Annotated in this window: 11 protein-coding genes; all 11 read left to right on the top strand. The window is 50.4% G+C overall.

Annotation, left to right across the window (positions count from 1 at the left end; genetic code table 11):
* Nucleotides 1–229 precede the first annotated feature (229 nt).
* The 11 genes from ACFOLF_RS01060 (at nt 230) to ACFOLF_RS01010 (ending at nt 12,414) form a co-directional block, all read left to right on the top strand.
* Nucleotides 230–733: a hypothetical protein gene (locus ACFOLF_RS01060; protein WP_210040766.1), complete on the top strand. Its 504-nt coding sequence runs from the start codon at nt 230–232 to the stop codon at nt 731–733.
* Between the two features lie 242 nt (nt 734–975).
* Nucleotides 976–3,900 (top strand): 2-oxoglutarate dehydrogenase E1 component, encoded by a 2,925-nt coding sequence (locus ACFOLF_RS01055; protein WP_210040768.1) that lies wholly within the window; start codon nt 976–978, stop codon nt 3,898–3,900.
* The gene (odhB, locus tag ACFOLF_RS01050) at nt 3,893–5,191 is read left to right on the top strand and encodes a 2-oxoglutarate dehydrogenase complex dihydrolipoyllysine-residue succinyltransferase (RefSeq protein ID WP_210040770.1); all 1,299 of its coding nucleotides are present in this window, start codon (nt 3,893–3,895) and stop codon (nt 5,189–5,191) included. The genes ACFOLF_RS01055 and odhB overlap by 8 nt, the downstream gene beginning before the upstream one ends.
* Nucleotides 5,192–5,311: 120 nt before the next feature.
* Nucleotides 5,312–6,628, top strand: a complete 1,317-nt coding sequence (locus tag ACFOLF_RS01045; protein ID WP_210040772.1) for a deoxyguanosinetriphosphate triphosphohydrolase family protein — start codon at nt 5,312–5,314, stop codon at nt 6,626–6,628.
* Between the two features lie 37 nt (nt 6,629–6,665).
* Entirely contained in the window at nt 6,666–7,007 is a 342-nt protein-coding gene (locus tag ACFOLF_RS01040) for a hypothetical protein (RefSeq protein WP_210040774.1), read from the top strand.
* A gap of 171 nt (nt 7,008–7,178) precedes the next feature.
* Nucleotides 7,179–8,075, top strand: a complete 897-nt coding sequence (locus ACFOLF_RS01035) for a hypothetical protein (RefSeq protein WP_210040776.1) — start codon at nt 7,179–7,181, stop codon at nt 8,073–8,075.
* A gap of 86 nt (nt 8,076–8,161) precedes the next feature.
* Nucleotides 8,162–8,410: a hypothetical protein gene (locus ACFOLF_RS01030; RefSeq protein ID WP_210040778.1), complete on the top strand. Its 249-nt coding sequence runs from the start codon at nt 8,162–8,164 to the stop codon at nt 8,408–8,410.
* Between the two features lie 228 nt (nt 8,411–8,638).
* The gene (locus ACFOLF_RS01025) at nt 8,639–9,793 is read left to right on the top strand and encodes a cation:proton antiporter (protein ID WP_210040781.1); all 1,155 of its coding nucleotides are present in this window, start codon (nt 8,639–8,641) and stop codon (nt 9,791–9,793) included.
* Between the two features lie 96 nt (nt 9,794–9,889).
* A complete protein-coding gene (locus ACFOLF_RS01020) occupies nt 9,890–10,837 on the top strand; it encodes a helix-turn-helix transcriptional regulator (RefSeq protein ID WP_210040783.1) in 948 nt (315 codons plus the stop codon).
* A 272-nt stretch (nt 10,838–11,109) separates the two neighbouring features.
* Nucleotides 11,110–11,586, top strand: coding sequence for a DinB family protein (locus ACFOLF_RS01015; RefSeq protein WP_210040785.1), 477 nt, complete (start codon nt 11,110–11,112; stop codon nt 11,584–11,586).
* Nucleotides 11,587–11,820: 234 nt separating this feature from the next.
* On the top strand, nt 11,821–12,414 hold the full coding sequence (locus tag ACFOLF_RS01010) for a TetR/AcrR family transcriptional regulator (protein WP_210040787.1): 594 nt from the start codon (nt 11,821–11,823) through the stop codon (nt 12,412–12,414).
* Nucleotides 12,415–12,551 lie beyond the last annotated feature (137 nt).

Below are 12,551 nucleotides of genomic sequence, written 5' to 3'. Positions count from 1 at the left end.
ACCAGCTATAAGCACAGCTGCTGCGTGTGATTCCAAATTATTTATTTCTGCAACCTTCCTGCCCGCCGAATCGTTCTTATAGATAAGCAGCTTGAATTACAGGGAGGTATCTGGTGAATGAAAGAACATTTGTTTAGCAGACGCATAGAATGTCCAAGACATGTATATAGAATGAAGGATCAGGTGAAACGAAACAGGTTCGCAAATTGTCTTCAAAGGAGTGTTACATATGCGTAAGATTATGCTGATTGCCGTCGTTGCTTTTCTGATGCTGACGCAGATAAGCTTCGCTGGTGACAATGATTATCACGCTGTGCCGACAAACTCGGATACCCACGCAGCCTTTATCAACCAAATCTATCAGGCTAACGGCAAAACATACGTCACCGCCGACTACATTCAATGGTTCGAAGGCGATGAAGCCAATAAAGTATTCCTGGAGCACAACAAGGACTCCGGTCTGGACGGAGCTCCCGACGGTTATTATATCCTGAATGAGAACGACAAATTGCGTACATTCGAAGTTTCGGGCGATGCCATCGTGCTGATGCAGATCTATAACCGCACCGGTGATGTGAATGAGATGGATATTAACTGGAACGAAAAGATCGATGTCAACAAGCTGCGGGCAATCTTTGCGGACAACGATACGTTCGACGTCGGCGGCTATCCGTTCCATTTGACGATAGAGAATAACAAAATTGTGAAAATCGTACAGCAGTATATCCCATAAATATTGTCGAAATTGGATAGAATATCTCATAACGGACCCTTGCTCCGACAGCAGGGTCTTTTTTTGTACGGGCCGCAAGTTTAAGAATCTATACAGATTTTGATTAATACCTATACCGAATTTGATTTGTTCCCCACCTGATACTTGCGTATAATGATGTAGGGATGAGCTTGTGAACGTTGAAAAACCGGGAAAGAAGCAAGTCTAAACCATTTATCTAACATAATCGGAGGTAGGCGGTAATGAGAACGGACCATGAAATCAATCAGTCACCATGGAAGTTTTATTACGGACCCAATTTGGGTTATATCCAGGAAATGTACGAACAATATCTGATTAACCCGAATGATGTCGATTCATCTTACAGGGAGCTGTTCGAGCTTTGGGGACCGCCTTCACCGGCTGCAGCTGCTCCTGCGGCACAGGAACAGTCTGTCAAGAACGGGGCTGCAGCAGCTCAAACCATAACTTCAGCAGATCCTGCGTTTTTGAAAAAAGTGGTCGACGCCGGGAAACTGTTTCGAAATATTCGCACATATGGACATCTGGCGGCGCATAATGATCCGCTGGGTCTGACGAATGGCACAGATACGAGTTTATTGAAGCCCGAGACCTACCGTTTGACCAAGGAGGATCTGGCGGCGATTCCCGCCTCGCTTATTTGGGAAGAAGCGCCGGAATCGATTCAAAACGGCTGGGACGCTCTGCAGAAGCTGCAGGAGACCTATACGCAGTCGTTCGGTTTTGAATTCGGACATATTCATGAGGAGAACGAGCGCATTTGGCTTAACCGCCAGGCGGAAACAGGAATGGCGGGCAAGCCGATTACTGCGACTGAGCGGACGGAGCTGCTGAACCGGCTGATTGAAGTCGAGCAGTTCGAAACCTTCCTGCAGCGCGCATTTGTTGGACAGAAGCGGTTCTCCATCGAAGGCAATGATATGCTTGTTCCCATGCTGGACGAAATCGTGCGTGAGCTGGCTCATGACGGTGCCCGGCATATTTTGATGGGGATGGCCCACCGTGGGCGGCTGAATGTTCTGACGCATGTGCTCGGCAAGCCGTACGGCAAGATCTTCTCCGAGTTTCATCATGCGCCCAACAAGGACCTCATTCCATCCGAAGGCTCGATCGGCATCAGCTTCGGCTGGACAGGAGACGTGAAATACCATCTTGGCGCCCACCGTTCGGTTAAGGCGGGAGAGACGGTAGAAACGCGCATCTCGCTGGCGAACAATCCAAGTCATCTTGAATATGTGAATCCCGTTGTCGAAGGCTTTACCCGTGCTGCGCAGGACGACAGGTCGAAGCCGGGTTATCCGGTGCCTGATTTCGGAGCTGCAGCCGCTGTGCTGATTCATGGCGATGCCGCTTTTGCCGGAGAAGGAATCGTGGCTGAGACGTTGAATTTCAAGAAGCTGCCGGGGTATGAGAACGGCGGTACGATTCATATTATCGTGAACAACCGGATCGGCTTTACAACCGAGAGCAGCGACTCGCGCTCGACGCATTACGCGAGCGACCTGGCCAAAGGCTATGAAATTCCGATTGTCCATGTCAGTGCAGATGATCCTGAGGCCTGCATCGCAGCCGTACGTATGGCTTGCGAGTACCGCCACAAGTTCCACAAGGATTTCCTGATCGATATGATCGGCTACCGCAGATACGGCCATAACGAAACGGATGATCCGGAAACGACCCAACCTCTGCTTTATCAGAAGCAGCGTAATCATCCCCGTGTCGTATCGATTTATGAGAATGTGCTCAAAGGAAAAGGCCTTGTTACAGACGAGAAGCTGGAACAGACCAAGCAGGAAGGTCTGAACCGCCTGCAGGCGGCCCTGGATGAAGTGAAGGAAAACGATAAACAGGGCAAGACGGGAAGACTGGATGCAAGCGCCAGACTGCGCAGCAAGGAAATCAAGACGGCTGTGCCGCTTGACAAGCTCCGCTCGATCAATGCGAACCTGTTGAAGTGGCCGGAAGGCTTCACGGTTTACAACAAGCTGGAGCGTATTCTGATGCGCCGGGCCGACGCGCTTGAAGAAGGCGGCAAAGTGGATTGGGGACAAGCTGAGACGCTGGCTTTTGCCACAATTTTGGCTGACGGCAAGCCGATTCGCCTTAGCGGACAGGATTCCGAGCGCGCCACCTTTGCACACCGCAACCTGGTACTGCATGATCCGCAAACCGGTGCGACCCACTCTCCGCTGCATACACTGCCCGAAGCGAATGCTTCCTTCGCCGTGTATAACAGCCCGCTTTCCGAAGCATCGGTACTCGGCTTTGATTATGGATACAACGTCTATTCGCCTGAAACGCTTGTGATATGGGAAGCCCAGTATGGCGACTTTGCCAATGCGGCCCAGGTCATTATCGACCAGTTCCTCTCAGCAGGACGGGTAAAATGGTCGCAGAATTCAAGTCTTGTCATGCTGCTGCCTCATGGTTATGAAGGACAAGGGCCTGAGCATTCAAGCGCACGGCTGGAGCGTTTCCTGTCCCTTGCGGCTGAAGACAATTGGACCGTCGCCAACCTGACATCAGCAGCGCAATATTTTCATTTATTGCGTCGTCAGGCAGCGATCACCAATACCGAGGAAGCAAGGCCATTGATCATTATGGCGCCTAAGAGCCTGATCCGTAATTCTCTGGTGGCTTCCGATCCGAAAGCGCTGAGCGAAGGCGCCTTCCAGCCTGTTCTGGAGCAGCCTGAGCTTGGCGGCAGCCCCAAGAAGGTGGAACGCCTCATTCTGTGCAGCGGTAAAATTTCGATTGATCTGGCAACGGCACTGGAGGCAGGCAAGGATGATGAGTCCGCCGAGCCTACGGATTGGAGCTGGCTCCATATCGCACGCGTAGAGCAGCTGTATCCATTCCCCAAAGGGGATGTCGAACGTATTATCGCGCGTTTCCCGAACCTGAAGGAAATTATGTGGGTTCAGGAAGAACCGCAAAATATGGGAGCCTGGAATTACATCGAGCCGCGTATCCGTGCACGGGCGCCGCGCAAATCGGTTGTCCGCTTCATCGGCCTGCCGAAACGCTCCAGTCCCGCAAGCGGATTTCAATATATTCATAACATGGAACAACAGCGCATCATTTCGGTTGCTTTGAACCGGGGCACATTAACAGTTAACGCGAAGGAGGATAACGGCGATGAGTGATATTAAAATTCCCGAAATGGGCGAGTCAATCGTAGAAGGTACGATATCCAAGTGGCATGTTAAAGAAGGGGACCAGGTAGGTCAGGGAGATGTGCTGGCTGAACTGGAAACGGACAAGGTTAACATGGAAATCAGCGCCGAGCAAAGCGGCGTAGTGGAGAAGATTCTCCGCCAGGAAGGCGAAACGGTCAGCGTTGGCGAAACGATCGGTGTTATCGGAGCTGGAGCAGGCGGTGCCGCTTCTGCCGGCGATAGCGGCAAGACGGAAAGTGCAGCGCCCGCTGCGCCAGAGGCCAAACCGGAGCCTGCTCCGGCAGCGGCTGCGCCAAAGGCGGAAGCGCCAGCGAACGATTCCAATAAGGAATCGGCTGGCGACAGCTCGTCCTACAATGCTTCGCCAGCGGTCAGGAAGCTGGCACGCGAGCGCGGAATTGATCTGAGCCGCATCACGCCAAGCGATCCGCTGGGACGCATTCGCGAAGAGGATGTCAAAGCATATGCTGACGGCGGACAAAAGCCTGCCGCAGCAAGCAGCGCTCCGGCGGCAGCCCAGCCGGCAGCGGCAGCGGCTCCTGCAAGCGAGCCGGGCAAACCGGTAGAGCGCCGCAAAATGTCGCGCCGCCGGGTAACGATTGCCAACCGGCTGGTAGAAGCACAGCGTACAGCTGCTATGCTGACGACCTTTAACGAAGTGGATATGACTGCCATCCTGGATATCCGCAAAAGACGGAAAGAGGATTTTCAGAAGAAGCATGATGTGGGCCTCGGCTTTATGTCCTTCTTCACCAAGGCTGTTGTCGGCGCATTGAAGGCTTTCCCGCTGCTGAATGCCGAAATTCAAGGCGACGAGATTGTCGTTAAGAACTACTATGATATCGGGATTGCTGTATCGGCCAAGGAAGGTCTCGTTGTTCCTGTTGTGCGTCAGGCTGATACGCTGAGCTTTGCTCAAATCGAGAAACAAATCGGAAGCCTGGCTGAGAAAGCCCGCTCCAACAGCCTCGCGCTGAATGATCTGCAGGGCGGAACCTTCACCATCACCAATGGCGGTGTGTTCGGTTCCCTGCTCTCGACACCGATCCTGAATGCGCCTCAGGTTGGTATTCTGGGCATGCACAAAATCCAGCTTCGTCCAATCGCGCTCGACGAAGAACGTACAGTCAATCGCCCTATGATGTATGTTGCGCTCTCCTACGACCATCGTATCGTGGATGGTTCGGAAGCGGTGCGCTTCCTGGTGACGCTCAAGCAGCTGCTTGAGGATCCGGAATCCCTTCTGTTGGAAGGCTAATAACCGTTGCTTCAGCCCAAATAAGCCGATATCCGGACCGCCGGGTGTCGGCTTGTTTGACTATGTAAGGTTTGTTATCATAAATTATCAAGATCGGCAAGGAGTATTGGGGGGATGGATATGAACGTACGCAAATTGAGACTGAACGATTCTGAGAATATCCATTCCAATGAAGATCGGGATGAGTATGAGAAGGATTACGCCAGGCTGATCCAGTCGCCTGCTTTTCGAAGATTGCAGGGAAAATCGCAGGTATTCGGTGCAGGGTCGGGAGATTATTACCGTACTCGCCTGACGCATTCGCTGGAGGTATCGCAAATAGCCCGTGAAGTGGCAAGGCGGCTGGGAAAAAGCTATTCCTGGATCGCCAAGAGGGAGCATCCGGGGTTAATGCTGGATCCCGAGGTGGTGGAATGCGCGGCGCTGGCGCATGATCTGGGCCATCCTCCATTCGGTCATAAGGGAGAAGAAGTGCTGAATTTGCTTCTCACGAAGGAATGCGGCTTGAGCTATGAAGGAAATGCGCAGAATTTCCGGATTTTGATGTTTCTGGAGAAGCGTGCGGGAAGCGAGAGCGGCCTGGATCTGACGGCGGCTGTACTGCTGGCTACCAATAAATATCCGTTCAGTCTCGATGATCCAGGTCGGCTCAAGGGCGTTTACAGTATGGAGTGGGAAGGGATTCGTTATCTCAGGCAGATGTGGCAAATGCCCGAAGGAGAAGCGACTCTGGAAGCGCAGCTGATGGATTTATGCGATGATATTGCCTATTCCACACATGATATCGAGGATGGCATCCGTGCAGGGAAAATCCAGATGAACCGCCATTTGTTCGAGGACGATTGGCTGATCGAGCATGTCATCGCAGAGATCGTGGACGATCCCGGGAACGGAGTCATGAGCTGGGAAAAGGTCGATATGAAAAAGATGGTGAAGCAGGTGCTCAGCCAATATGTCCAGCAGTGGGAGACGATATATATTGAATGCAACCGAGAGCCCTCCCGTACAAGACGGGAGATGAAAGCCCGCTGGGTGAGAAGGTTTGCCAATCAGGTCGGGATTATCGACGATCCTGCCACAGGCTGGAAGCGCGTTACGTTTGTACGCGAGGGCGAGAAGGATTTGGAGCTGCTGCGTACAATGGAAATACTCAAGAAACTGGCCTGGGTTACCTTGATCAAGGATTTTCGTGTCCAGCGTCTGCATAAACGAAGTGAGATCATGATTAAACGCTTATGGGACAGCTTCAAAATCGAGGAAACCGGGCGGCTCATCATGCCCCCGGATTGGCTGGAGAGCTACCAGCAGCAGAAGGGGAAATGGTCATGGGAGCGAATGGTCGCCGACTATATTTCCGGAATGACCGATGCCTACGCCGAGAAGGTCTATGCCGAGTTTTTTGCAAGCCGCTCCGGATCGATTTATGAAATGGATTAATTGATCCTCAATTGAAGCGGGGAGCTTCTGCATTACGATGCATGGAGGCAAAAGGAATCTGCGGATGCGGTATATGTGGATTTCTCTGGAGATTACGCTGTGGTGGAAGAAAGCTGTGAGCTCGCCCGAACCCAATATTGGGCGGGCTATAACGGATTATGTGCAGGTTGCCCAGGGACTGTCCGCTCCCGGATTATTCGCCGGGCAATCGAAGGCAGAGCCTCGTCATGCGATTATAAATGATCCCTCGAAGCTGGATTCCGCGGATTGCTGGAAAGCGAAGCAGGCGAAGCTTCCATTCATGTGCTTGGTCAGGAAATTCCAGGCAGGCAAATGGTTGTTTACGAATACGGTAATCCGCCCGCTGGCGGCCAATTAATCTGGCAGCTGTCATTATCTGGCAGAGATGAGCGCAAATAGACCCTGTTATCACTGGTATAATTATACTTAATGAGAGGCGCCCTAATTTCATGAGAAAAGCTTAATCGCCCAAACCCCCATTTTTCCGTTACACTGTGCGAAAGGTAAATGGAAGGGGTGGTTTATGACCATGGATATGAAACGTTGTTTATTTTGCGATCAAATTGTTCATGTGCAGTTCATCGGCGAATATGAACGCTTTGCCAACTGCTCATGCGCTCCAGGCGATTCCTATAGCCTCTCTAAAGACAGCTATGAGCAATTTCATGCGCTGTCCTATGCGGTCAAGCGCCAGATGTTCCCGATTATGTCCGCTTACATACGGGAAACCACAGATGTGGGCGGGGCGGTTGCCTTGTCTTTCGAGGATTTGGAAAAAATCGAACAATCACCGCTGATCCCGGTAACGATAGAAGATAAGGCAGATCGCCTGCTGCAGTACCTGTACAGGCATTCCGAAAGCCCTCTGCAGCCGGTTGTCATCCACCGGCTGTCGGACAGCTACAATTTAACGTATTCGCTTAATTTGCAGGAGCTCGTGTACATCATCGAAAGATTGAAGGATGAGCTGCTGATCGAGCGGATCGGGACGACCTTCAAGCTGACAACGGAAGGATGGAGCAAGGCGGAAGCATTATCGGGCGGGAAACGATTAAAGTCCTGCCTCGTATACCTGGATCATGATACTGTGAACCGGGCGGATTGGGCGGAGCAGGTATTTCCCCGGATTGAAGAATGCGGGTATTCCCCACTGCTTGGCGACGATGCCCAGGATAGCGAATCCTCCGATTATCATGTCAGGAACATTACGGAGAGCAAGCTGGTTGTGGCCGATCTGACGGGCCAGTCGCCAGAGGTGTATTTCGCAGCCGGATTGGCACTGGGCTTGCAAATCCCCGTCATTTGGACCGTACAGAGCAGGGATGCTGTGAACCTGCCGGCAGGGATGTTCAATCATTTTCAGCCTTTCGTCTGGGATAACACCGAGGAGCTGGCCGATATGATGCGGCAGCGGTTGAACGAGTAGTTGTTTAATCCCATTAAATATATTCGGGTTTGGATCACCTCTTTTTAAGGTAAAGGAATATATACCCTTAAACGAGGTGAGAGGCAATGGAAAACACAGAAGCGGACAAAAAAGCGATTGAAGAACAGAAGCTCAAGCATAACAATCAGCCGGGCCGGGATAATCCGGAGCAGTTCCCAACGGAGAAGGAAAGCTTGTTTGACCGTTTTCAGAGTGAGCGCAATGTGGATCCGATTCCCCTCGAAGACCTGAATATCGAGCAGCAGGATGAGAAGGACAAGGACAAAACCAAAAACAGCTCATCCAGTCAACGTAAATATAAGAGCGGTTTTTAATGGCGATCCGTTAAAAAGAAGTTGCGGCTGTCCATATGAACGTGTACAATGTAGGAAGCTAATTGAATACGAACGACTTGGAGGAGCCTGTCACTTACGGGCTCTTTCTGTGTTTTATGGATGAGAGCCTGTATCATGCAGGCTCTCTTTTTGTCGTTCTCGTCCTCATCCTGGATTTGTAAAACCGGATTTGATGGTTAGACTAGCTTTGAGAGGTGTGATTGGAGAATGGAGTTTATTTTGTACTTGGCGTTGATTATTTTATCGACTAAAGTGGCGGGCGATCTGTCGGTCCGGCTGGGTCAACCTGCTGTATTGGGCAAGCTCCTTGCGGGCATTGTGCTGGGGCCGGCGGTCCTCGGGTGGGTGCATGCAGATGAATTTATTTCTCATTTTTCTGAAATCGGCGTGCTGCTGCTCATGTTTATCGCAGGGCTTGAGACCGATCTGGATCAATTGAGGAAGAACTGGAAGGCATCGTTTGCTGTCGCAGTTGGAGGCATTATTTTACCGTTTATCGGGGGATATGGCGTTGCAGCCGCCATGGGATTGTCGAATACCCATTCACTGTTTCTGGGTATGCTGCTTTGCGCGACTTCTGTCAGCATTTCCGTCCAGACCTTGAAAGAGATGAATCAGTTGAACTCAAGAGAAGGAACTACGATTCTGGGAGCTGCCGTTGTCGATGATGTGATTGTCGTTGTTCTGCTTGCGGTCATGATGAGCCTGCTCGGAACTGCCGATGATAGCTCCCTTGCCTTTATGTTCACCAAAAAGCTTCTGTTTTTTGTGATCGTCCTATTTGCGGGATGGTTTATCGTTCCTCTGTTTATGCGTTTCCTGGCTCCTTTTCGAGTCAGCGAGGCTGTGATGAGCGCTGCCCTTGTGATCTGCTTCGGCTTTTCCTATTTTGCCGAGCTGATGGGGGTTGCAGGAATCATTGGTGCTTTTGCAGCCGGAATTGCCGTTTCGCAAACCAAATTCAGGCATGCTGTGGAAGCAAAGGTCGAACCGATTGCCTATACGTTGTTTGTTCCCGTATTCTTCGTCAGTATTGGCTTGAATATTACCTTTGCAGGTCTTGGCGGTCAAATTATATTTATCCTTGTTGTTACTGTTGTAGCCGCCTTGACGAAGCTGGCGGGTGGGGGATTGGGTGCACGTATTACAGGGTTTAACACGCGGTCCTCGCTTGCGATAGGCACGGGAATGATTTCGAGGGGAGAGGTGGCATTAATCATAGCTGCTGCCGGCCTGGAATCCGGTCTGCTGCTGCCGGAGTATTTTACTTCCGTCGTAATGGTGGTGATTTTGACGACGCTAATTACGCCGCCGCTGCTCAAGCTGGTGTTCCCGGCAGGTGAGAAAGCACCCAATCTTTGACCCTGGCAGCAGAGCTGGCTTTGTCTTGAATTGCGGCTTATAATAGTGACATAGATTGTCATGATTATATGAATGATGGAGCTGGAGCAGATAACCATGTCCAAATCGAAACGGCTTATGGAGTTAATGATGACCGTCAACCGGAAGCGGAAGTTTACTGTCAAGGAGCTCGCTCAAGAGTTTGGGGTGTCCGCCAGGACCATATTGAGGGACTTGCAGGAATTGAGCGAGCTTGGAGTTCCGTTATATTCCGAGGTGGGACCTCACGGCGGATACCAGGTATTGAAGGAAAGAATTTTACCTCCAATCGCGTTTACCGAGGAGGAGGCTGTAGCTATCTTTTTTGCCAGTCACGCCCTGCGTCACTACTTATACACGCCTTTCGAGACGGAATCCTCTTCCGCTCTGAACAAGTTTTATTTGTATATGTCCGGGGATGTGAGGGATCGCATTGACCAAATGAAGAACCGGATCGATTTTGTAACGCCGACGAGGCATCTGGAGTCCCCGCATTTGTTGATTTTGCTGGATGGAGCCATCCGGCAGAAAGTCCTTCGCATCGAGTATGATTCGCGGGAAGGGGAGTCATGCCGTCAAATCCAGCCGGTTGGCGTATATGCCAGCAATGGGTTATGGTACTGCCCGGCTTATTGTTTTCTCCGCTGCGATTTCCGGTTATTCCGATGCGACCGGATTCATTCAGCCAACTATGATCCCACCGGGGTTAATCCGCTTGATCTTCGGCATGTCCATCTTGGTAATTGGATGTCGTACATTCAGCAGGAACCGATGCCGGCCCGTCTTCATGTGGAGCTGAGCAAAGAGGGGGTTCAGAGATGCGAAACGGAATTGGGCAGGCGCCTCGAGCTGCATATCCGCGAGGATGGTACGGGATGGCTGGACGACCCGATTTCCAAGAATGACCTTTTGTTTTTTGCAAGGTTCTTTATCGGTCTGGGAACTGCGGCCACGGTCGAGAACCCGCCCGAGCTGATTGATGTCATGAAAGAGCAGCTCTCCGAAATTATGGCGAAATACAGATAGCGCTGCATGCCCAATATACTGTAAATCACCTCCAAGGCCTCTTGTAATCAAAGGGTCTTGTTTATTTTTCTCAGGCACGAGGGAATTGGATATACATAAATAAATCCGCCATAAAATGGTTTATAGTTGCCTTTTTCACTTGAAAATCCTTGAATTTCAGTGAATTTGGCACCGCATGGCAGTGAAAAGTATGGTTCTGGCAGTGGATCCCGGGCTACGATGATCCTGCAAATACAACCAATACCCACCATATGAACGGGAGGAATTTTATCATGACACAGTCCATTCTTCACACAGGCAAGATTTTGCGGCAGCTGGTTATCGGGCAGGTCCAGGGAATCCCCGAGGAGCTGTTCGATGTCCAACCGGAAGGGTTCAACAACACCATCAGATGGAATGCCGGACATATCGTATATTGGATGGACACCTATTCAACGCTTGGTCTTGGAGCTGCATCGCAAATTCCGGAAAGCATCAAAATTCTCTTTAATTCCGGAACACAACCTTCGGATTGGACCTTGTCGCCGCCATCCAAAGAGGAGCTGATTGACCACTTGTCCGTTCAGCTTCACAGAATATCCGAGATATCTCCAGGGGAACTGGACGAGCTGCTGAAGCCGCCTTTCGAAATGGGGCCGTTCCGGTTTGAAACCGCCGGAGAGCTTTATAATTTTGCATTCTTCCATGAAGCGATCCATCTTGGTACTATTTCCAGCCAATTAAAAGTCATTCAACATATGCAGTCATAACAAGAGCATATGTTCACTGCGTAATGAATTGAGACGGGCACAAGATTACATCACCAGACAAGTGATGTAATCTTATACCCGAAATACAATCAAGAGATTTTTGTTGCAATAACGTCACAGATATGAATGTCGGATCCGAAAATGTGAAAACAGAAATTGCGCTTCCCATCATTACATGTTATCATTTGTTTGATCGTTCATTCAAATTCATCACATGTAACGAAGGAGAGTGCTATGTCAGAGCCAGATAAGCGAGAGAAAATAATAGTCGCTGCCTACAAGGTGTTATCGGAGAATGGTTACGACCGGGCATCCACCAAAGAAATTTCGCGCTGCGCCGGTGTTGCCCAGGGGCTGATCAATTACTATTTTCCCAGCAAGGATCTGCTATTTGAGGAAGTGTTCCGCCGCGAAACCATGAAATACTGTGATTCCTTCAATCAATTGGCGAGATTATCCGATCAGCCGTTAACTATAGATGCCCTGATGAAAATTCTGAAGGAAGTCAAAAAGAACGCGAAGAAAGATCCGAATTGGTATCGTCTTCGCTACGAGCTGTATGCGATCGGCCTTCGTGAGGGCAATACATCGGCAATTTTAAAGGAAATGCTTCAGACAAAGCGGATGTTGATCGGCTCCATAGTCGGGACGTTCACCCATCTATCCCAGGAAGACGCATCGGCAGTGGCATCGATTATGTATTCCGTTTTTGACGGATTGGGCATGCAAAGAATTGTGGACCCCGATTTTGACTATGATCGGGCATTCGATACGCTGACCGTTATGTTGGGCAAGTATTTCGAAGACAGCTTCATGAACAAAGACTGATGCTAGTCTCCTAGGCATGTCCGTATAGGCTTAACCGGAAATGATAAGAATATGGACATTGCCGCAATGATCAATATGGATTTGCTAGTAGTTAATGTGATTAAGTATTTAAAACAAAGAAGCGTCATGAGGAGGAT

Origin of the sequence: Paenibacillus sepulcri, assembly GCF_042647105.1 — a bacterium.
In the GTDB taxonomy this organism is placed as follows: Bacteria; Bacillota; Bacilli; order Paenibacillales; family Paenibacillaceae; genus Paenibacillus_Z; species Paenibacillus_Z sepulcri.
This window is presented reverse-complemented; position numbering and strand designations above follow the sequence as displayed.

Excerpts from the sequence above, each read along its gene's own strand:
- ACFOLF_RS01020 (WP_210040783.1), top strand. The coding sequence starts at position 9,890 with ATGTCCAAATCGAAACGGCTTATGGAGTTAATGATGACCGTCAACCGG.
- ACFOLF_RS01035 (WP_210040776.1), top strand. The coding sequence starts at position 7,179 with ATGGATATGAAACGTTGTTTATTTTGCGATCAAATTGTTCATGTGCAG.
- ACFOLF_RS01060 (WP_210040766.1), top strand. The coding sequence starts at position 230 with ATGCGTAAGATTATGCTGATTGCCGTCGTTGCTTTTCTGATGCTGACG.
- ACFOLF_RS01045 (WP_210040772.1), top strand. The coding sequence starts at position 5,312 with ATGAACGTACGCAAATTGAGACTGAACGATTCTGAGAATATCCATTCC.
- ACFOLF_RS01055 (WP_210040768.1), top strand. The coding sequence starts at position 976 with ATGAGAACGGACCATGAAATCAATCAGTCACCATGGAAGTTTTATTAC.
- odhB (WP_210040770.1), top strand. The coding sequence starts at position 3,893 with ATGAGTGATATTAAAATTCCCGAAATGGGCGAGTCAATCGTAGAAGGT.
- ACFOLF_RS01030 (WP_210040778.1), top strand. The coding sequence starts at position 8,162 with ATGGAAAACACAGAAGCGGACAAAAAAGCGATTGAAGAACAGAAGCTC.
- ACFOLF_RS01015 (WP_210040785.1), top strand. The coding sequence starts at position 11,110 with ATGACACAGTCCATTCTTCACACAGGCAAGATTTTGCGGCAGCTGGTT.
- ACFOLF_RS01040 (WP_210040774.1), top strand. The coding sequence starts at position 6,666 with ATGCATGGAGGCAAAAGGAATCTGCGGATGCGGTATATGTGGATTTCT.
- ACFOLF_RS01025 (WP_210040781.1), top strand. The coding sequence starts at position 8,639 with ATGGAGTTTATTTTGTACTTGGCGTTGATTATTTTATCGACTAAAGTG.
- ACFOLF_RS01010 (WP_210040787.1), top strand. The coding sequence starts at position 11,821 with ATGTCAGAGCCAGATAAGCGAGAGAAAATAATAGTCGCTGCCTACAAG.